Annotated in this window: 21 protein-coding genes and 2 riboswitches; of the genes, 1 reads left to right on the top strand and 20 read right to left on the bottom strand. The window is 40.1% G+C overall.

Annotated elements, in window-relative coordinates; translation table 11 throughout:
- Nucleotide 1: 1 nt before the first annotated feature.
- Complete coding sequence (lipA, locus tag BMZ31_RS16620; RefSeq protein ID WP_090833050.1) at nucleotides 2-919, bottom strand: lipoyl synthase; 918 nt, start codon at nucleotides 917-919, stop codon at nucleotides 2-4.
- 228 nt (nucleotides 920-1,147) lie between these two features.
- Here lipA and BMZ31_RS16625 point away from each other — a divergent pair, with 228 nt between their 5' ends.
- A complete protein-coding gene (locus tag BMZ31_RS16625) occupies nucleotides 1,148-2,110 on the top strand; it encodes a M23 family metallopeptidase (RefSeq protein WP_090833171.1) in 963 nt (320 codons plus the stop codon).
- Nucleotides 2,111-2,228: 118 nt separating this feature from the next.
- On the opposite strand, the gene yunB is transcribed toward BMZ31_RS16625, so the two are convergent.
- The 19 genes from yunB to BMZ31_RS16720 all read right to left on the bottom strand — a co-directional run bounded on the left by yunB (nucleotide 2,229) and on the right by BMZ31_RS16720 (nucleotide 19,100).
- Nucleotides 2,229-2,987: a sporulation protein YunB gene (gene yunB / locus BMZ31_RS16630; protein ID WP_090833051.1), complete on the bottom strand. Its 759-nt coding sequence runs from the start codon at nucleotides 2,985-2,987 to the stop codon at nucleotides 2,229-2,231.
- A gap of 54 nt (nucleotides 2,988-3,041) precedes the next feature.
- Nucleotides 3,042-4,136, bottom strand: a complete 1,095-nt coding sequence (locus BMZ31_RS16635; RefSeq protein ID WP_090833052.1) for an HD-GYP domain-containing protein — start codon at nucleotides 4,134-4,136, stop codon at nucleotides 3,042-3,044.
- A 392-nt stretch (nucleotides 4,137-4,528) separates the two neighbouring features.
- Nucleotides 4,529-4,831 (bottom strand): YunC family protein, encoded by a 303-nt coding sequence (locus BMZ31_RS16640; protein ID WP_090833053.1) that lies wholly within the window; start codon nucleotides 4,829-4,831, stop codon nucleotides 4,529-4,531.
- Between the two features lie 71 nt (nucleotides 4,832-4,902).
- Nucleotides 4,903-5,727: a sulfite exporter TauE/SafE family protein gene (locus tag BMZ31_RS16645; RefSeq protein ID WP_090833054.1), complete on the bottom strand. Its 825-nt coding sequence runs from the start codon at nucleotides 5,725-5,727 to the stop codon at nucleotides 4,903-4,905.
- A gap of 27 nt (nucleotides 5,728-5,754) precedes the next feature.
- Nucleotides 5,755-6,600, bottom strand: coding sequence for a DUF72 domain-containing protein (locus tag BMZ31_RS16650; RefSeq protein ID WP_090833055.1), 846 nt, complete (start codon nucleotides 6,598-6,600; stop codon nucleotides 5,755-5,757).
- A gap of 397 nt (nucleotides 6,601-6,997) precedes the next feature.
- Nucleotides 6,998-8,395: a Fe-S cluster assembly protein SufB gene (sufB, locus tag BMZ31_RS16655; RefSeq protein ID WP_090833056.1), complete on the bottom strand. Its 1,398-nt coding sequence runs from the start codon at nucleotides 8,393-8,395 to the stop codon at nucleotides 6,998-7,000.
- A gap of 58 nt (nucleotides 8,396-8,453) precedes the next feature.
- Nucleotides 8,454-8,891 (bottom strand): Fe-S cluster assembly sulfur transfer protein SufU, encoded by a 438-nt coding sequence (sufU, locus tag BMZ31_RS16660; protein ID WP_090833057.1) that lies wholly within the window; start codon nucleotides 8,889-8,891, stop codon nucleotides 8,454-8,456.
- On the bottom strand, nucleotides 8,881-10,110 hold the full coding sequence (locus BMZ31_RS16665; RefSeq protein WP_090833058.1) for a cysteine desulfurase: 1,230 nt from the start codon (nucleotides 10,108-10,110) through the stop codon (nucleotides 8,881-8,883). Before BMZ31_RS16665 ends, sufU begins: the two co-directional genes overlap by 11 nt.
- A complete protein-coding gene (sufD, locus tag BMZ31_RS16670; RefSeq protein WP_090833059.1) occupies nucleotides 10,110-11,420 on the bottom strand; it encodes a Fe-S cluster assembly protein SufD in 1,311 nt (436 codons plus the stop codon). Before sufD ends, BMZ31_RS16665 begins: the two co-directional genes overlap by 1 nt.
- Before the next feature lie 17 nt (nucleotides 11,421-11,437).
- Nucleotides 11,438-12,223, bottom strand: coding sequence for a Fe-S cluster assembly ATPase SufC (sufC, locus tag BMZ31_RS16675; RefSeq protein WP_090833172.1), 786 nt, complete (start codon nucleotides 12,221-12,223; stop codon nucleotides 11,438-11,440).
- Nucleotides 12,224-12,548: 325 nt separating this feature from the next.
- Nucleotides 12,549-12,734: a YuzK family famiily protein gene (locus tag BMZ31_RS16680; RefSeq protein ID WP_090833060.1), complete on the bottom strand. Its 186-nt coding sequence runs from the start codon at nucleotides 12,732-12,734 to the stop codon at nucleotides 12,549-12,551.
- Between the two features lie 123 nt (nucleotides 12,735-12,857).
- A complete protein-coding gene (locus tag BMZ31_RS16685; protein ID WP_090833061.1) occupies nucleotides 12,858-13,229 on the bottom strand; it encodes a carboxymuconolactone decarboxylase family protein in 372 nt (123 codons plus the stop codon).
- Nucleotides 13,230-13,469: 240 nt separating this feature from the next.
- Entirely contained in the window at nucleotides 13,470-14,282 is an 813-nt protein-coding gene (locus BMZ31_RS16690) for a MetQ/NlpA family ABC transporter substrate-binding protein (RefSeq protein WP_090833062.1), read from the bottom strand.
- Between the two features lie 13 nt (nucleotides 14,283-14,295).
- A complete protein-coding gene (locus BMZ31_RS16695; RefSeq protein ID WP_090833063.1) occupies nucleotides 14,296-14,964 on the bottom strand; it encodes a methionine ABC transporter permease in 669 nt (222 codons plus the stop codon).
- Nucleotides 14,957-15,982, bottom strand: coding sequence for a methionine ABC transporter ATP-binding protein (locus tag BMZ31_RS16700; protein ID WP_090833064.1), 1,026 nt, complete (start codon nucleotides 15,980-15,982; stop codon nucleotides 14,957-14,959). The genes BMZ31_RS16695 and BMZ31_RS16700 overlap by 8 nt, the downstream gene beginning before the upstream one ends.
- A 128-nt stretch (nucleotides 15,983-16,110) precedes the next feature.
- Nucleotides 16,111-16,223, bottom strand: a riboswitch (SAM riboswitch).
- A 120-nt stretch (nucleotides 16,224-16,343) separates the two neighbouring features.
- Entirely contained in the window at nucleotides 16,344-17,660 is a 1,317-nt protein-coding gene (locus BMZ31_RS16705) for an O-acetylhomoserine aminocarboxypropyltransferase/cysteine synthase family protein (protein WP_090833065.1), read from the bottom strand.
- A gap of 63 nt (nucleotides 17,661-17,723) precedes the next feature.
- Nucleotides 17,724-17,824, bottom strand: a riboswitch (SAM riboswitch).
- Between the two features lie 87 nt (nucleotides 17,825-17,911).
- Nucleotides 17,912-18,241: a hypothetical protein gene (locus BMZ31_RS16710; RefSeq protein WP_090833066.1), complete on the bottom strand. Its 330-nt coding sequence runs from the start codon at nucleotides 18,239-18,241 to the stop codon at nucleotides 17,912-17,914.
- 184 nt (nucleotides 18,242-18,425) lie between these two features.
- Nucleotides 18,426-18,737: a thioredoxin family protein gene (locus tag BMZ31_RS16715; RefSeq protein ID WP_090833067.1), complete on the bottom strand. Its 312-nt coding sequence runs from the start codon at nucleotides 18,735-18,737 to the stop codon at nucleotides 18,426-18,428.
- Between the two features lie 3 nt (nucleotides 18,738-18,740).
- Entirely contained in the window at nucleotides 18,741-19,100 is a 360-nt protein-coding gene (locus BMZ31_RS16720; RefSeq protein WP_090833068.1) for a toprim domain-containing protein, read from the bottom strand.
- Nucleotides 19,101-19,214 lie beyond the last annotated feature (114 nt).

Raw genomic sequence — 19,214 nt, forward strand, 5'->3', positions numbered from 1 at the left:
TTTATGCTTCTTTTGCTTCTTGTTCTCCAAGCATTTGCTTTTGCTTTGCAGCAGCATTCACTTGTTCATCTGCGTGATATGATGAGCGAACGAGCGGGCCTGCTTCACAATGGCTAAATCCTTTGCTCATGGCAATTTCTTTAAACTCCTGGAACTCTTCAGGGCTATAGTATTTAACAACCTTGATGTGTTTTTTGGATGGTTGCAAGTATTGACCGATTGTCATGATGTCAACATCGTTTGCACGTAAATCATCCATCGTTTCGATAATCTCTTCCCTTGTTTCCCCGAGTCCAATCATCAAGCTGGACTTTGTTGGAACACTAGGCTGCATTTGCTTAGATCGGCGTAAAAATTCCAGTGAACGCTCATAGGTTGCACGTGCTCTAACTCTCGGAGTAAGACGACGGACTGTTTCAATATTATGATTTAGGATATCTGGTTTCGCTTCCATCAACATTCTTAAGTTTTCTTCCACTCCACCCATGTCAGAAGGAAGGACTTCGATACTTGTAAACGGATTTTTTCTGCGGATTGCACGGACAGTTTCAGCAAAAACAGCTGCTCCGCCATCTTTTAAATCATCTCTCGCAACTGCCGTAACGACGACGTGCTTTAAATTCATGAGTTGTACTGAATCCGCAACGCGCTCTGGTTCTTTCAAATCAAGCTCATTTGGCAAGCCTGTTTTAACGGCACAGAAGCGGCAAGCTCTCGTGCAAACCCCACCAAGAATCATAAATGTTGCTGTTCGTCTTACTGCCCAACATTCATGGATGTTTGGACATTTGGCTTCTTCACAAACGGTATGCAAGTTCTTTTCACGCATCATTTTCTTTAAGCCATTATAATTCTCATTTGTATTAAGCTTTATTTTTAACCAATCCGGTTTACGTAAATATTCTTCTTTTGTACTCATCATTTCACTCCGTTCTTAAACAATCGTGGAACTATAGTAACTACAATATAAACGGTAAAAATACCACTGTTTCACTTTATCATACAAAAAAAAACCGGACAAGCCGAAGGATTTTTTTGATTACCAATTATTACTCCTAATGAATTTCCCAGCTTGCCACAAACTATATTTACTAGTTACTCGGAAAGGAGTTTTCCTGTGCGCTTTTTCTTAATAATTCTCACCGTAATGATAACCTTAAGCGTTTCAACAACAAATTCAGGGGTTTATGCTCAAGAACCTGGTGTTTATCAGAAACGAATAGACCTTTACAAAAAAATGGAAACCATTACTCAAATCCCATGGTATTACTTTGCTGGCATTGATCAATATGAAAGAAATGTCAGACTAGCACGGAAAGATCTTCCTAAAGCCGAAGGCAACATTGGTATCTACATTCGTCCAGAAGTGTGGACTGGGATGATAAATCCAAACCCAGAAGATGAAAACCCAACATCCATTCAATTTTTTAATGGAATGGGAGCTGATGGCGATGGGGATGGAAAAGCTAGTAGAAAAAGCGACGAAGATGTTCTATATGCCTTTGCACGTTATCTGGTGAACTATGGAGCTGATCATGATCATATAAAGATTGGGCTTTGGAATTATTATAAGCGAGATAAGACTGTAGGCATCATTATCGGGCTTTCTAAAATTTACAGACATTATGGAAGAATCGATTTAGAAACCAGTTCTTTCCCTGTTCCTATTAGAAGTAATCACAGCTATAAGAATACATGGGGTGATGCACGAGGCTGGGGTGGTCGAAGAATACATGAAGGTACAGATATTTTTGCGGATTATGGCGTTCCTGTACGTGCAACAAAATATGGCATTATCGAGATGAAAGGCTGGAACCGTTACGGAGGTTGGAGAATAGGGATCCGCGACGTCAATAATACGTATCATTATTTCGCCCATCTCAGTGGTTTTGCCAAGGATTTAGAAGTGGGACAAATCGTTGAACCTGGGATGATTATTGGTGGGGTTGGCAGCTCGGGATATGGGCCTCCTGGAACATCTGGAAAGTTCCCTCCCCACTTACATTACGGAATGTATAAAGATAACGGTTATACAGAATGGTCATTTGATCCTTATCCACACTTAAGACTGTGGGAAAGGATGGAAAGACAACGAGCACGAAAGAGATAAAAAGATGACTCCTTCTATGGATGAAGGAGTCATCTTAACCATTTTATTTATCGAGATTTCCTTACTGCGGTTATCGTACTTACAATAAGACCGCTCTAAATCATAATCAACCGCATTTTTATTCCATCGGTAGTTCCAATGAAGGAGCAGAGTCACCACCGTTATTATAAAACTGTGGTACATCACCTTCAAATAGTCCCATCGCAACCGGAATGCTCTGTTCCATCTTCGTAATCTTTGTTGCGAATGGAACAATGATTTGTACGTTTACCTCTATTTTCACGTAAACTTCAATCCACATATTGTTGATTCCATGATCTTGAACCTTTGAAACAATATTTGTGCTAACGTCACCAATAGGTGTAAAACGCACAGGGATTTTTGGTCCTAAGTTCCCCAATAAAGCATTGTTTGTCGCTTGCCCCAGTGGTATATGATAAACAATTCCCTCTCCTTTTGCAGAACCATTTTCATCAATTTCAATATCGAAGGATTCTTCCAATTCAGCAATATTTCCTTTCTCAGCCTGAGAAAGGTTTTTTTGCACAAGACTCTGGGTTTCCGAAAGAATTTGGGTAATCGTAGCGGTATTCAACCTTCTTACGGATGAATTCCCTTGGTTTGATGAGTCTTCTTCAATGATATCCCGGATGTCTTTTACATTCGTTACATTGCTTTTAACGGCATTATTGATTACGAGGGAAGCAATTCTTCGGGTCTGGGAATCGGCATAACTCATTAATGTCGGTTCTATCCCTTTGTCGATAATAAATAAGCTGGCAGCTGTCGAAAAGATAAAAAAAACAAATGTTAGCAAAAAAACATATCTAAAAGGCAACGGGCCACGCCGCGTCATGCGCCTGCGAATATTAACCATAAAAATCCCCCCTTCCTAGCTATATGTATGCTTTGAAGGGGGGAAATATTAGGCTTATTCGTTTTTAAAAGTCGTATCACAGTTACGGATCACGATTGCTAGTTCATCTCTCAGATCCAGATCATAAGGAGAAACTTCTGCACCATTCTCTTGAAGTATCCTCACAATAGGCCTTTCACTTAAGCCAATATTTTGGCGGGATACAACCCCTTTACGTCCATCACTTAATTCCACTGTGAGTCCAATCGGATAAATCGCTACAGACTGCCTAAAGGCTTCAATAACTTTCGAATCAAATAGAGTATTTGATCCTGCATATAAAATCTCTAGACCCTCATGGGGAAGCATGGCCTGACGATAAACCCGATTAGATGTAACCGCGTCAAAAACATCAGCGACAGCAATGATTTTTCCAAACTCATGGATGTCATTGCCCATAATTCCACGAGGATATCCTGTTCCATTCAGCCTCTCATGATGCTGAAATGCACAATGAGCAACAAGTAAAGGCAAAGTCTGTACATTTCGCAGTAAGTGAAATCCTTCTTCTGCATGTTTTTTCACTTCTTCGTACTCTTCCAATGTCAATCTTCCCGGTTTCAGCAAGATATGTTCAGGTATTTTCATTTTCCCCACATCATGGAGGATAGCCCCCAGACCAAGTGTTTCAAGTTCTTTCTGTGAAAGTTTCAACTGCATACCGATAGCAAGGGAATACATTGTAACGTTCAATGAATGGGTAAATATGTAGTTGTCGTACACATACACTTCTGACATAAGTGCTAATAATTCATCATCTTTTTTCAACTCTATCAATAAGCTGCGAATGAGCTCTGTATAACGCTTGGAAGCTTTCTCAATAACAAAGGAATTAGATAAGAATGCTTCATCCTGTATTTGCTTAAAAGTAGACTCTATCGTGCCGATTGCTTCCAAGCGCAACTTTGGGCAAATCTTTTCATGGAATTTAATATCTTTCGTTTTATCATCTTGTATATGTATATGATGAATGCCTTTGATCATTAAGAGCTCTATTAATTTATTGTTCAACTGTACGCCTTCATTTAATAGAACTTGGCCCTTTTCGTTATATATCGTCCTGCCTAATACGGCACCTTCTACTATTGATGATGTCTCAACAAGCCTCATATTGTAATCCCATCCATTCAAACAAATAAAATACTACAGAAATCGACATATTTCTCTATGTTCCTATTATTATCCTTATGTTAAACAACTTTCAACCCCAAATCGAGCTAATTTTCATAAAGAATAATTGGGAAATGCTGTTTTCGCATAGATTGTTGCTTTTACGATCAGAGCAAAAACACGCATAGATTCTTATTTCGTGCTCTTTTCCTCAAAATTTAATTCTAAACGCAAAATATCGTCTGGTTTTAGTATAGAAAAAGCCCTACTGCCGGCTTTTTCTTGCTCCAATAACAACAAAGTTTACGAAAAGAACCTTGGGAAAAGAATATGACAAGAAAATTGGTGAGATTGTAATCATAAAAAGAAGCTTGCCGTTATTGGCAAGCTCCTTAAATCATCTTTAATAATGCGTCTTTCCCAATCATGCCTTTGGTAATGCCACGGGCTTCTGCTTCAACAGTCACAGATTCCAACGGAGCATCAAGCAGTTGCTGGATCGTTTTCACACCAACCGCCCTTCCGGCAATGATTTTACGATCCTTTAACTTAGCATTTAATAAACCGACATCCAAAGCTCCACACATTATATATCCATGATCGCTTGTAACAACAAGCAATGTAGTTTTCGGCAATATTACAGTAACGCTTAAAAAGGTGTGTCCTCCGATTTCAACAGGCGACAAATCAATCATGACCTACACTTCCTTTCTATCCATAACACATTATGAATGAACAAGAAAAAGCGTGAATCTGAATTGTGAAATCAGCCCCAAAATCCTTCATATATCATTCGGATACCTACGATGATCAAAATCAACCTCAAAATAATGACCAGTGTACTGCTCTTTAACTTTGAGTTTAGTAATACCCCTATCTTTGCACCAATCCAAGCACCAGGAACAAGCGCAAGTGCAATGAACCAATCGACATTCCCTAGACCAATATGAGTTATCGAACTGAGCAGTGAAGATGGGAAGATCATAAACATAGACGTTGCTACAGCAACATGGGGAGGGAAAAAGAAAAATACAATCATTGCAGGTACCATCAATGAGCCGCCTCCGACTCCAAAGATACCTGATAAAAAGCCCACTGCAAATGATATGAGGATGCCCAATATAGGACTATAACCGTATTGATACGTTTCCCCGCTTGGATCTGTAAACGTTCTGTTAATACCCTTTCCTGGCTGATACGGAAGAGGTTTTAATCTACTTTTAATCATTAGGATTATGGAAACAAAAATCATGAAAAAACCAAAATAAATATTAAAACTATCTAGATCGAGTTCTTTATTTAACCAGGCACCTAGTATGCCTCCCGGTCCACTTCCGATGAGGAAAATAAGACCGCTTTTATAATCCACTGTCTTGTGTTTAAGATAAGCAAGAGTTGAAGATAGGCCAGTAAAAATCATTGTAAATAGTGATGTCCCAACAGCTACCTGTGGGGTAATTTCTCCAAAAGCACCCGTGAAAGCACCTAATGATAACAGGGCCGGCACTACAATCACACCTCCGCCCAGGCCGATTAAAGAACCTAACGCACTAGCCAAAAGGCCAATCAAAACTAACACAAACCATGCCATTAACTCATCCCATTTCTTTCTCCAAAATTAAAATAAATCAAGCTGCCTTGGAGCAAGATTTTCATATTCAATATCTAATATGCCCATCATTTCCTTAGCGTTGTCAGCGGCATCATCGCCTGAATTATTGTTAAAAAGTACATATACGTTTTTAGATTCTCTCGCAAGTGAGTTTAAATGTTGCGACCACTCGCTCAATTCCTCACGGTTATATCGGTACAGATAGCGGACCTCTCGCCAGTTTTGCTGCCCTCTTCCTTCCCAACCATGTACATTCCTGCCATGAAAACGGACCATTACCTTTTTAGAATCCGTCACTTCCAGAACGGTCGGAATCGAACCTGAACCCGCTTGAGGTTCGTCACAAATACTGTGAATCCATTTCTCGTCTCTCATAAACGCAACCGTCTTTTCACGAAATTGCGGTAAGAACCATGATTGATGACGAAATTCAAGGGCGCATGGAATATTACCCATCTGTTGTTTACACCAACGTAAGTACTCTACATTCTCTTTTCGGCAATCGAACCATGGAGGGAACTGAAATAACACCACAGCCAATTTTCCGCTCTTTATGTATGGTTCTAATGACTCTATAAATGCAGTAAACATCTCTTCACGGCTTTCAAACGGAATATCGCCACGCAGATGCCCCGTCATCCCTTGATAGGCCTTCACAATGAACTGAAAGGAATCAGGAACGTCCTTTACCCACTTTTCTACATTCCTTTTCGGTTGAACCGCATAAAATGAAGCATCGACTTCTACTATGGGGAAATGTCCTGCATAGTCCTTCAGCTTGTCGCGAGAAGCTATGCACGACCGATATAAGCTATCATGGTCTCCCCACCCCGTAACGCCTATGTAAATCATAGTGGCACCTCCCTATTTCATAATAGCACATGGTTAGAAAAGTAAACTTATGAGTTGAATGTTTATTGACATATTAAACTAAATAATCGAAAAAGAACAAAAGGCGCAGGCGCCCTGTTTAGCCCCGACAGGCATAAGACGAATCACGCAGTCATCCTCGAAAAAGCTACCGCTTTTTCTTCATGCGATGTTAATGCTGCCGAAGCGTTCCTTGTCCTGATTTCTGAAGTGATTTAGCTTATGACCAAGGTTGTTTCGGCTTTAGGAAACAACCCCGAGGGGCTGGGCGCTGGAGCTGGATTATTAGAAAATCGTAGAAAGTTATCCACATCAATTTATTTTAAAATTTCCTAGACCAAAAAAAAATCCGCTTGCCAGATTCGGCAAGCGGTATCTTTTATCCGATGGAACCTTCCATCTCAAACTTGATTAAACGGTTCATTTCTACTGCATACTCCATTGGAAGCTCTTTCGTGAATGGCTCGATGAAGCCCATTACGATCATTTCAGTTGCTTCTTCCTGAGAAATACCACGGCTCATCAAGTAGAACAATTGCTCTTCAGAAACCTTCGATACTTTCGCTTCGTGCTCAAGAGAAATGTTATCGTTTAGGATTTCGTTATACGGAATTGTATCAGAAGTAGACTGATTATCCATGATCAATGTGTCACACTCAATGTTCGCACGAGCACCGTCAGCTTTACGGCCAAAGTGTACGATTCCACGGTAAGTTACTTTACCGCCATGCTTAGAAATCGATTTTGAAACGATTGTAGATGAAGTATTAGGAGCCAAGTGAATCATTTTTGCACCTGCATCCTGATGCTGTCCTTTACCAGCAAGGGCGATGGAAAGTGTCATTCCACGAGCACCTTCGCCTTTTAAGATAACAGCTGGATACTTCATCGTTAATTTAGAACCGATGTTGCCGTCAATCCATTCCATAGTAGCATGAGCTTCACAAACCGCACGCTTAGTAACTAAGTTAAAGACGTTGTTTGCCCAGTTTTGGATCGTCGTATAACGACAGTAAGCGTCTTTTTTGATGATGATTTCTACAACAGCACTGTGAAGTGAGTTAGTTGTATAAACCGGAGCTGTACAGCCTTCTACGTAGTGAACGTGTGCACCTTCATCAACGATGATCAGTGTACGTTCAAATTGACCCATGTTTTCTGAGTTAATACGGAAGTATGCTTGTAACGGTGTATCAACTTTGATTCCTTTAGGAACGTAAATGAAAGATCCACCCGACCAAACAGCCGAATTCAATGCAGAAAACTTGTTATCAGTAGGAGGAATTACTTTCCCGAAGTGCTCACGGAAAATATCTTCGTTTTCCTTTAAAGCTGAATCCGTATCCTTGAATACGATTCCTAGTGCTTCAAGGTCTTCCTGCATGTTGTGGTAAACAACCTCTGATTCATACTGTGCAGAAACCCCTGCCAAGTATTTTTGTTCTGCTTCTGGAATACCAAGCTTATCAAATGTCGCTTTGATTTCCTCAGGTACTTCGTCCCAAGAGCGTTCTGTTTTTTCAGAAGGCTTTACGTAGTACGTAATTTCATCAAAGTTTAATGAAGCCATGTCGCCGCCCCATTGTGGCATTGGCATATTATAGAAGTGTTCAAGAGATTTTAAACGGAAGTCGAGCATCCATTGAGGCTCATCCTTCAGTTTTGAGATTTCCTCTACGATTTCACGCGTCAAGCCGCGTTTTGATCGGAAGATGGAAACGTCTTTATCGGCAAAGCCATATTTATAATCACCGATTTCAGGCATTTTTTTAGCCATCGTCGTATTCCTCCTTATCGAATGGATTAGGAATTATGAAAATTTCTACTCCACTCTATTATTTTCCGTCTTCCTGCAAGCCCTTTTCCATTGCCTTCCAAGCTAATGTCGCACACTTGATACGGGCTGGAAACTTAGCCACTCCTTGCAGTGCTTCAATATCTCCAAGATCGATATCATCATCATAGTCTTTTCCTTGCATCATGTCGGAAAAAATCTTTGAAAGCTTAATGGCTTCATCAATCTTTTTACCTTTGATTGCCTGTGTCATCATGGAAGCTGAAGACATTGAAATCGAACAGCCTTCGCCTTCAAATTTGGCATCTGTTACAACACCATCTTCGACGTTTAACGTGAGTTGAATTCTGTCACCACATGTAGGGTTATTCATGTTCACTGTAAGGCTGCCTTCTTCTAAAACGCCTTTATTGCGCGGGTTTTTATAATGGTCCATAATTACCTGGCGATATAGGGTATCTAAATTATTAAAAGACATCGCTGAAATACTCCTTTGTTTTAACAAGCCCTTCAACTAGCTTATCGATATCCTCTTCTGAATTGTATAGATAGAAGCTTGCTCTCGCTGTAGCGGAGGCTTTCAACCATCTCATCAATGGCTGTGCACAGTGATGTCCTGCTCGGACAGCAATGCCTTCTGCATCAAGAACTGTAGCAACATCGTGAGGATGTACATCTGCTAAGTTGAATGTGACAAGACCTGCACGTTTTGCAGGATCCTTAGGTCCGTAAATAGTCATTCCATCGATGGAAGACATCTTATCCAAAGCATAAGCAGCTAACTTGTGCTCATGTGCTTCAATATTATCTAAACCAATTTCCTGTAAAAAGTCGATGGCTGCGCCTAGACCAATTGCTCCTGCAATAATTGGTGTACCGCCTTCGAATTTCCACGGAAGCTCTTTCCAAGTTGATTGTTGCAATTCAACAAAATCGATCATTTCTCCACCGAATTCAATTGGCTCCATGTTTTCGAGCAATTGTTTCTTTCCGTAAAGAACACCGATACCTGTAGGACCGCACATTTTATGACCTGAAAATGCAAAGAAATCACAGTCTAGATCTTGAACATCTATTTTCATGTGAGGTGCGCTTTGTGCACCATCGACGACCATAACTGCCCCATTTTCGTGAGCAATCTTGGCTATTTCTTTAATAGGATTCATGACACCCAGTACATTTGAAACTTGCATGATAGAGACAAGTCTTGTGTTGGGAGTAATCGTTGCATGCACATCGTCAATCGAAATTGTTCCATCTTCTTGAAGTGGCAAATACTTCAGTGTCGCTCCCGTACGTCGAGCTACTTGTTGCCAAGGAATGATGTTACTGTGATGTTCCATATAGGAGATCACGATTTCATCGCCTTCCTTTAGATTGGCAGCAGCATAGCTTCCCGCAACAGTGTTTAACGCTGTTGTTGTTCCACGAGTAAAGATGATTTCCTGAGTTGACTTCGCATTAATAAACTTACGAACCTTCTCCCTTGCCCCTTCGTATCCGTCAGTAGCTCGAGTACCAAGTGTATGAACACCGCGGTGTACGTTGGAGTTATATTGACGGTAATATTCGTTTACCGCTTCAATAACTGGGATTGGCTTTTGAGAAGTTGCTGCACTATCAAGGTAAACGAGCGGCTTCCCGTTTACCTCCTGGTCAAGGATCGGAAACATTTGGCGAATATCTTTGATATTCATTACTTTACTTTCCTTTCGATTACCTCGACAAGTTGCTTTTTTACACCTTCAATTGGAAGCTGATTTACAACTGGTGCAAGGAAACCATGGATGATTAAGCGCTCTGCTTCTTTCTTTGAAATCCCACGGCTCATCAAGTAGTACAACTGAAGTGGATCTACACGTCCAACAGAAGCTGCGTGTCCTGCAGTTACATCGTCTTCGTCGATAAGCAAGATTGGATTAGCATCTCCACGAGCTTTTTCACTAAGCATAAGAACACGTGATTCTTGTTCTGCATTAGATTTAGAAGCACCGTGCTCAATTTTGCCGATTCCGTTAAAGATAGAAGTTGCAGAATCTTTCATAACACCATGCTTTAAAATATAGCCTTCAGTGTTTTTACCAAAGTGAACGACGCTGGTTGTGAAGTTTTGTGTCTGTTCTCCACGGCCCACTACAACCGTTTTTGTATCGCCAAAAGAGCCGTCGCCCATTAAGTTTGTAACATTTTCAGAAATCGTGTTGCCGTCATTCATTAAGCCTAATGCCCACTCGATACGAGCGTCACGCCCAGCTGTTCCACGACGGTTCACATAAGTTGTAATTCCTTTTGCAAGCGTGTCAACCGCACCATATTGAACTTTAGCTCCTGCATTTGCAATGACTTCTGTAACGATGTTAAAAATGCCCGTTGCATTTTCTACAGTAGAAATATAGTTTTCCACGTAGGTTACAGAGCTGTTCTCATCGGCAACAATCAAAACATGGTTGAAAAGGTTTGCCTTCTCATTGTCATGCAGATACACAGCTTGAATTGGCTCACTAATTTCTACGTTTTTAGGAACGTATAAGAAAGCTCCACCGTTCATCAATGCTGCATGTAAAGCCGTTAAACGATGTTCAGTCGTTTTCACACCTTGAGTCATGAAATATTTTTCAAGTAACTCACTGTGATCGCGAGCAGCCGTGAAGATATCCGTGTAAATAACACCTTTATCCGCTAATTCCTTTGAAAGAGAAAGGAAAGCTGCTGTTTGATTTTGTTGTACATAGAGGTTCTTATTTTCCGCTCCTGCATCAATAAGAGCCTTTACTTCTTCCGTTAATTCGTCAAGAGAAGATAGGCCATTACTCTCAACTGTGTGGTTTTCGAATTGAGTAAAGTTCCAATTCTTAATTTTAGTTTTATCTGGTTTTGGCATTGGCAGTGTTTCAACATCAGCAAGAGCCTTTTGACGAAGCTCAGTTAGCCATACCGGTTCGCCGTTATTTTTAGAGAAGGAATTAACAAACTCCTTGTCAAACGGTAATTTCAATTCGGTTGTCATTTTAATCCCCCCAACACTTACGCTTCTTGACCAACAGTTTCGTCTTCGATGCCAAGTTCTTTCTTAATCCAGTCGTAACCTTCTGCTTCTAAACGCTGTGCAAGCTCAGGTCCGCCTGATTTAACAATGCGGCCTTGCATCATTACGTGGATGAAGTCAGGAGTAATGTAGTTTAAAAGACGTTGATAGTGTGTAATAATTAAGCATCCGAAATCTTCGCTGCGCATTTCGTTAATTCCTTTTGAAACAACTTTCAATGCATCAATATCAAGACCGGAGTCGATTTCATCAAGGATAGCGATTTTTGGTTGAAGCATCATTAATTGAAGAATTTCATTACGCTTCTTTTCACCACCAGAGAAACCTTCGTTAAGGTAACGCTGAGCCATATCCTGATCCATTTCAAGGAAATCCATTTTTGAATCCATTGTACGGATGAATTTCATTAGTGAAATTTCGTTACCTTCTTCAAGACGTGCATTCATTGCAGAACGCAAGAAGTCAGCATTTGTTACACCGCTGATTTCACTTGGATATTGCATTGCAAGGAATAGACCTGCGCGTGCACGCTCGTCAACTTCCATTTCAAGAACATCTTTATTATCTAATGTAACGCTTCCGCTAGTTACTTCATATTTTGGGTGGCCCATGATGGAAGAAGATAAAGTTGATTTACCTGTACCATTTGGTCCCATGATTGCGTGGATTTCTCCACCTTTTACCTCAAGATTTACACCTTTTAAAATTTCTTTTCCGTCAATTTCAACATGTAAATCTTTAATCGTTAAAGTTGATCCAGCCATTGTTATACCTCCGATAAATAAAAAAAGTTTTGTATCTTTGAGACCTGAGAGGTCATTTACTTCTATTCTCATTTTATTCTCATTACAATCTTATAACAAATGAAAAGTGTTAGCAACTCTTTCACAGTAATAAACAATTGGAGGATGTTGAAAGATTCTAATTCAATTAGGGGGTCTAAGATTGATAATGACTTTGCACTCATCTTTATTTTTACCTAAGTGAAAGCTTTCATGTATAGGGGAATTGACTGCTATGAAAAGTGAAGAAAGCCAGTGAAATCATCACCGGCTTCCTAGTTTCTTCATTATTATATATGTCTATTATTTAAGAATGTACTTTTCTATCCAAATCTGCAACCATGCGTTGACTCTGCAAATAGTCTTCTTCGCGTCGTTGCTCTACTTCCATTCGCACTTCATGGCTTTTGCTGTATTCTGCGTATCCAATTCCATGTGCACCCTGCATCGCCTTTTCCATTTCACCCGTGTAGTTCATTTTGATTGTGTTCATGTTTTTCCGTCCCTTCCTTTTTGCATTCCAGATTTGTATGCATTAAGAGTTACTTTAAACATGTACCCTATGGTTTTTGGAAAAAACGTCTTTATTCAATCCAATTTATGGAGCTCTTTACAGTTATTGCTTAAGTTGATTCAATTCTGTCATCGCTTCTTGGATTAATGTAACAGCTTGACTCATTGCTGCTCCTCCACCAAAAGCCGCCGTCACGCCTACCGCCTCAAGAATTTCCTGTTCAGTAGCCCCTTCATCAAGACACCCCTTTACATGATAGATCATGCAATACTCATCTTGTGAATATAGGCTGATTCCAAGTGCAATAAGTTGCTTATCTTTTTTAGAAAGATGCCCTTCGGCAAAACATGCCTGCGTAAAAGCATTATAATGCTGAACAAGTTCTGGCATTTTCTGCGTAAAGGCACCTAAGCCCATCTTATAATTGTGTAATGATGCGTCAATCGAATTCCTAGGCTCATAATGATGCTCCATCTTAAACACTCCAATCTCGTCATTTTCCCATTTAGTATGGATTCGAGGGGGAAAAAGTATGCGATGAAATTAGCGAAGATTAAGTGTCCTTGATTTAGTTCGATTTTGTTGTACTTTTCCCTCGAACCTTAGGTCGGCTTCCTTCTTAAATCCGACGGTGCTGCCACTTTTTCCGACACAGACCACCCCATACAAAAAAGCAAACCCTCAAAGGTCTGCTTTTTTGCCAATAAAACTATATTATTTAACTGGTACGACTGCACCTTCGTATTTTTCAAGGATGAAGTCTTGGATTTTTTTAGAGTGAAGAACTTCAACAAGTGCTTTGATACCTGCTTTGTTTTCGTCACCTTTGCGAACTGCGATTACGTTAACGTATGGAGAATCGCTTTCTTCGATAGCAATGCTATCCTTCAATGGATTTAAACCAGCATCGATTGCATAGTTAGAGTTAATTAAAACTGCATCGCCTTCGTTGTTGTTGTAGATTTGTGGAAGAAGTGATGCTTCGTATTCTGCGTCAAATTTCAAGTTCTTCTTGTTTTCAACGATGTCTTCAACTGTTGCTTCAGTTTTTTCAATACCGTCTTTTAGTTTGATTAAACCTTGCTTTTCTAATAATGAAAGGATACGTCCATGGTCTGCGACTGAACTACTTACGATGATGTGCGCGCCTTCTGGAAGCTCATCAAGGCTCTTGTATTTCTTAGAGTAAACACCGATTGGTTCGATATGAATTCCGCCTGCATTAACAAATCCATAGCCATGTTCTTTGTTTTGAGCATTAAGGTAAGGAATGTGTTGGAAATAGTTCGCATCTAATTCTTTTGATTCTAAAGCTTGGTTTGGTAATACATAGTCTTGGAACGTCTTGATTTCAAGCTCATAGCCTTTTTCTTTTAACAAAGGCTTAACTTCTTCTAAAATTTCAGCGTGTGGGACGTTTGATGCACCAACAACCAATTTCTTTGAATCTTCGCTACCGCTTTTTCCGCAAGCTGATAAAACAAGTGCAACTGCTAATGTTAAAAGAACGCTCAACCATTTTTTCATTTTGACCTCTCCCTTATCTTTTATCTAATTTTGTAGTGATTCTATCACCAATAAATTGAATAACGAAAACAATGACAAGAATGATAATTGTTGCAACTAGGGTTACATCATGACGGCTCCTTTGGAATCCTTGAAGGTACGCAAGATTTCCAAGACCGCCGGCTCCGATTACACCGGCCATTGCCGTATAACCGACAAGTGCGATTGCTGTAACCGTAATACCAGAAACAAGCGCTGGCATAGATTCTGGAAGTAATACTTTAAAGATGATTGTACTTGTTTTAGCACCCATTGATTTTGCCGCTTCAATGACACCTTTATCAATTTCACGCAAGCCGATTTCAACCATTCTCGCATAAAACGGTGCAGCACCGACTATTAATGCCGGTAATGCAGCTTCTTCCCCAATCATGCTGCCTACCAACAGTTTCGTGAATGGTATGAGCAACACAATCAGGATGATAAATGGAATCGATCTGAAGATGTTTACAAAAGCACTGATGACTATATTAACTGGACGATTTTCCCAAATATTCCCCTTTGAAGTCAGGAATAAAAGAAGTCCAAGCAAAGCCCCTAAAAAGAACGTCACGACAACTGAAATTGCGGACATATATAAGGTTTCAATCGTCGCTTGCCACATATTATCCCAAATTACATTCGGCAGCAATTTATCAAGCATTGTTAACAACCTCCACTCCGACTTGCTGAGAGCGTATGAAGTCAACTGCTCTTTCGACTTCTTCACCATCTCCATCTATATGAATAAACAATGTTCCATAAGAGCCATTTTGAGTTTGTGAAATCTTTCCTTGCAAGATATTAACCGTAACGTTAAAGTTGCGAACAAGATTCGTAATGAGTGGACTCTCCGTCGATTCACCAACAAAAGTCAGTTGAACGATATGTCCTTGCGGATAAAGTTCTATCAAATGATCCGCTGTTTCCTTCGTTTCTTCTGGTTCTGTCACTTGTTGAACGAAACGTTTCGTTATGGCTTGCTCTGGATTTTTGAAAACATCAAGCACCGGACCAAGTTCAACGATACGTCCACCCTCCATCACTGCCACTCGGTGACAAATTTTTCGAATGACATGCATTTCGTGCGTAATAAGAACAATGGTTAATCCAAGTCGCTTATTAATATCCACCAGTAAGTCTAGTATGCTATCCGTTGTTTGTGGATCAAGAGCGGAAGTGGCTTCATCACAAAGGAGTACTTTTGGGTTATTGGCTAGCGCTCTAGCAATTCCTACCCTTTGTTTCTGTCCGCCACTGAGTTGGGAAGGGTAAGCATTTTCTCTACCTTCAAGACCAACTAGCTTAATTAGCTCATTTACTCTCTTGCTTCTCTCTTGTTTTCCAACACCGGCAATTTCTAATGGAAACGCAATGTTTTCCGCAACCGTCCTCGACCATAGAAGGTTGAAATGTTGGAAAATCATACTGATTTCCTGACGTGCTTTCCTAAGCTGTAAACCCTTGATTTGCGAAACCACTCTTCCGGCAACTGTTATGGAACCTTCTGTTGGGATTTCCAAACCGTTTAACATTCGGATCAGCGTGCTTTTACCAGCACCACTGTAACCTATTACACCAAAGATCTCTCCCTCTTTTACTTCGAGGTTCACTTCGTCAACTGCTTTTACCTGTCCGTGCTTTGAAGAAAAGGTCTTTTTGACATTTTTTATTGAAATCATAGATTCACCCACTTTTATTCCGATTAAGCCTGCTTGTTTCTTTTCCCAATTAGTGTTCGAATAATCATCTTATTATATTAAAAAAACCTTTCTGCGCAGGCAGAAAGGCATAATAAACGATATCCTTTCTCCCATCTCCCAGAGCCATAACGCTCTGTGTGAATTGGCACCATTTCAATGACGATTCATTGACGGTTGCCGGGCTTCATCGGGCACATCCCTCCACCTCTCTTGATAAGAGTAAAACAACTATATTCAATTAACACTTTAATGGATTTAAGCAGTAAATTTCATTACGAAAGCTATCGTAACATGGATAAAAATGAGTGTCAACAAAAAAATCAATTTTCTAAAAATAGCTTTATACAGTGGTCGTTTGTGATGTCACCCCTGTTGCTTGCTCGATCGCAAACTCCAAATCTTCAATTAGATCCTCTACATTTTCAATTCCAATTGACAGTCTGATTAGATCTTCTGTGACACCTGAAGAGCGTAATCCCTCTGCATCGAGTTGCTGATGCGTTGTACTGGCGGGATGGATAATTAAACTCTTCGCATCCCCAACGTTCGCCACATGTGCCCATAGTGTTACCGTATCGATAAGTTTCGCTCCAGCTCGCCTTCCTCCACGGATGCCAAACACCACAATTGCTCCGGCACCTTTCGGCAAATATTTGTCGGCTAAATTTTTGTCTTTATGCGTTTTATTACCAGGATAGGATAACCACTCAACCGCTGGGTGCTGCTCTAAGTACTCTACTACTTTATTTGTATTTGCAACATGCTCTTTCATTCGGACATGAAGCGTTTCAAGTCCAAGAGTGAATTGGAATGCGTTTTGAGGGCTCAAAGATGGTCCAAGATCCCGAAGCAATTGCACTCTTGCCTTAATGATAAACGCAAGCGGTCCGAGCGCCTCACTATAAACAAGGTCATGATAGCTAGGATCTGGTTTTGTAAACCCTGGAAACTTAGGCGACTTCCAATCGAATTTTCCTCCATCCACGATAACACCACCAAGAGTGGTTCCATTACCTAAAAGCCATTTCGTTGCAGAGTGAATAACGATATCAGCTCCGTGTTCAATCGGACGGCACAAGTAAGGTGTTGCAAACGTGTTATCAACAATCAAAGGAATTCCATATTCATGTGCAATTGAAGCAACCTTTTCGATATCGAGGACACGCAAGCTTGGATTACCGATTGTTTCAGCAAAAACAGCTTTTGTTTTTTCAGTGATGGCGTTACGGATATTTTCTGGATCATCTGGATCAACAAAATGAACTTTAATACCGTATTTAGGTAACGTAACAGCGAAAAGATTGTGGGTTCCACCATAGAGCTGTGATGAGGCGACGATTTCATCGCCTGCTTCTGCAAGATTTAAAATAGCTAATGATATGGCTGCCATTCCACTGGCTACTGCCAGCGCTCCTACTCCCCCTTCAAGCAAGGAGACACGCTCTTCAAAAACGGTGACAGTTGGATTATGAATGCGGGTGTATATGTAGCCAGGCTCTTTTAGTGCAAATAAATTGGCCGCGTGTTCTGTGTTTTGAAATTGGTATGCATTATTCTGATAAATAGGCACAGCACGCGCACCTGTTACGGGATCTGCTGATAATCCTCCATGAACACCAATCGTTTCAAGCCGATATTGCTTCTTCTTTTCACCCAACACGCATCTCTCCTTTGGTTAAAATAAAAAATCCCACTTCATTAAGAAGAGGGATTTACACTCTTCTTATCTTTCAGAGCTGTTGCTCTGATGGATTTAGCACCGTGAATAAACCGGTTGCCGGGCTTCGCAGGGCCATTTCCCTCCGCCACTCTTGATAAGAATCATATTAAGTTTTAGTTGTTATCAGAATATTTAAATCAAATATTAACACCATTATCTGAAACATGCAATACCTTTTATTAAAAAAATTAGGAACCCGACTTACTTAAATAAAATAACGATTCCACTAACAATACGTTTCTGAAAGACGCTTTCACCTTAATTTCATTCGAAAGCTCTCTCAATTTAATTCTCCCACCCAATAAATCATTCAGAACTTCTCTACTACATTGGAGCTGGACGAGCTCTTTTTTTGAAGCATCACTTTCCCTGTCCACGATTTCTCCGTCTTTGAAATGAAGAAAACTCCTGTCCTCACCTGTATCAAAAAGAATTCCAAGATCCTTAGTTTGCACTAGTTGAAGGAGATGCTTTTTTGAACGCAGAGATTTTGAGAACTGTTCTACAAATTCTTGCATGAATATCACTCCGTTCCTTAACTACTCTACGGTGATAATTCATGTTTTAGACTCTCTTTTCCTTTTATAATCGTTCGACAATATCTATGTATACACCAATAATTCCTAAATATTCCCTCGAAACACAATCATTTCCCGAGAAATATGTCGGACACTACACTCCTTATTCCTATCCTCGTACCAGTTAGGCAAAGAACTCTCTCACTTTCGTTAATAAATAGGGAACGGATCGAAAAGCATATATCATCTCTTTCACTTCACCTTCTTTTATGAACACAAGGCATGGTACACTCATGACTTTAAATTTCAAGGCAAGTTCCGGTATGTAATTTAAGTCGATTTTGGCTATCTTCAATTCAGGCATAACCGCTTCTGTTACTTCCAACATCTTGGATGCCATAGCACAGGTTCCACATAACGGCGTATAAAAATAGGCCAATCCTGTCGATTGGCTTTTTAAAAAATCATTAAATTCCTCTTTAGTCCACTCTATCATTTTTCAGTCAGTCCATTCTAAAAACTCGGTATGCACATCAATGTTTGCCCCTAGTAAAACGGTAGCCAGGTGGCGCTGAGGTGCCGTAGCTACTTCCCGATACATTCTGTCAATATAAAGGTGTTCAGCTTCCGGGAATTCCCTTCGGAATTGCTTACGAAGCTTTTCACCAGCATCATCGGCATCAACCAATATATAGACATCTTTTTCAAAAAGCATTTCTATCAATTCATCAAGTTTTGTTAAACTAATCGTGCCATTCGTGCAGATGATTTCCACTGGTTCTTTTACGATTTTTTTTACTTTTTTCTTGTCGGATGTACCTTCAACAATAATCACCTTATCAACAGTCGTTTCATTCATTATGATCACCCGGGACGAAGTAGTTGGTTATTGTTAACATATTCAAGTTTGTCGTTTTGGTGTCTTTACGTGCCGTTATTCTCTAACAACATTGTCCCTGTTTTATTTTAGTTT

The organism is Bacillus sp. cl95 (assembly GCF_900115925.1).
Classification (GTDB): domain Bacteria; phylum Bacillota; class Bacilli; order Bacillales; family Cytobacillaceae; genus Neobacillus_A.

What these genes read in the sequence shown, in the direction of transcription:
- lipA (WP_090833050.1), bottom strand. Translation starts at nt 919, where the DNA reads ATGAGTACAAAAGAAGAATATTTACGTAAACCGGATTGGTTAAAAATA.
- BMZ31_RS16625 (WP_090833171.1), top strand. Translation starts at nt 1,148, where the DNA reads ATGATAACCTTAAGCGTTTCAACAACAAATTCAGGGGTTTATGCTCAA.
- yunB (WP_090833051.1), bottom strand. Translation starts at nt 2,987, where the DNA reads ATGGTTAATATTCGCAGGCGCATGACGCGGCGTGGCCCGTTGCCTTTT.
- BMZ31_RS16635 (WP_090833052.1), bottom strand. Translation starts at nt 4,136, where the DNA reads ATGAGGCTTGTTGAGACATCATCAATAGTAGAAGGTGCCGTATTAGGC.
- BMZ31_RS16640 (WP_090833053.1), bottom strand. Translation starts at nt 4,831, where the DNA reads ATGATTGATTTGTCGCCTGTTGAAATCGGAGGACACACCTTTTTAAGC.
- BMZ31_RS16645 (WP_090833054.1), bottom strand. Translation starts at nt 5,727, where the DNA reads ATGGCATGGTTTGTGTTAGTTTTGATTGGCCTTTTGGCTAGTGCGTTA.
- BMZ31_RS16650 (WP_090833055.1), bottom strand. Translation starts at nt 6,600, where the DNA reads ATGATTTACATAGGCGTTACGGGGTGGGGAGACCATGATAGCTTATAT.
- sufB (WP_090833056.1), bottom strand. Translation starts at nt 8,395, where the DNA reads ATGGCTAAAAAAATGCCTGAAATCGGTGATTATAAATATGGCTTTGCC.
- sufU (WP_090833057.1), bottom strand. Translation starts at nt 8,891, where the DNA reads ATGTCTTTTAATAATTTAGATACCCTATATCGCCAGGTAATTATGGAC.
- BMZ31_RS16665 (WP_090833058.1), bottom strand. Translation starts at nt 10,110, where the DNA reads ATGAATATCAAAGATATTCGCCAAATGTTTCCGATCCTTGACCAGGAG.
- sufD (WP_090833059.1), bottom strand. Translation starts at nt 11,420, where the DNA reads ATGACAACCGAATTGAAATTACCGTTTGACAAGGAGTTTGTTAATTCC.
- sufC (WP_090833172.1), bottom strand. Translation starts at nt 12,223, where the DNA reads ATGGCTGGATCAACTTTAACGATTAAAGATTTACATGTTGAAATTGAC.
- BMZ31_RS16680 (WP_090833060.1), bottom strand. Translation starts at nt 12,734, where the DNA reads ATGAACACAATCAAAATGAACTACACGGGTGAAATGGAAAAGGCGATG.
- BMZ31_RS16685 (WP_090833061.1), bottom strand. Translation starts at nt 13,229, where the DNA reads ATGGAGCATCATTATGAGCCTAGGAATTCGATTGACGCATCATTACAC.
- BMZ31_RS16690 (WP_090833062.1), bottom strand. Translation starts at nt 14,282, where the DNA reads ATGAAAAAATGGTTGAGCGTTCTTTTAACATTAGCAGTTGCACTTGTT.
- BMZ31_RS16695 (WP_090833063.1), bottom strand. Translation starts at nt 14,964, where the DNA reads ATGCTTGATAAATTGCTGCCGAATGTAATTTGGGATAATATGTGGCAA.
- BMZ31_RS16700 (WP_090833064.1), bottom strand. Translation starts at nt 15,982, where the DNA reads ATGATTTCAATAAAAAATGTCAAAAAGACCTTTTCTTCAAAGCACGGA.
- BMZ31_RS16710 (WP_090833066.1), bottom strand. Translation starts at nt 18,241, where the DNA reads ATGCAAGAATTTGTAGAACAGTTCTCAAAATCTCTGCGTTCAAAAAAG.
- BMZ31_RS16715 (WP_090833067.1), bottom strand. Translation starts at nt 18,737, where the DNA reads ATGATAGAGTGGACTAAAGAGGAATTTAATGATTTTTTAAAAAGCCAA.
- BMZ31_RS16720 (WP_090833068.1), bottom strand. Translation starts at nt 19,100, where the DNA reads ATGAATGAAACGACTGTTGATAAGGTGATTATTGTTGAAGGTACATCC.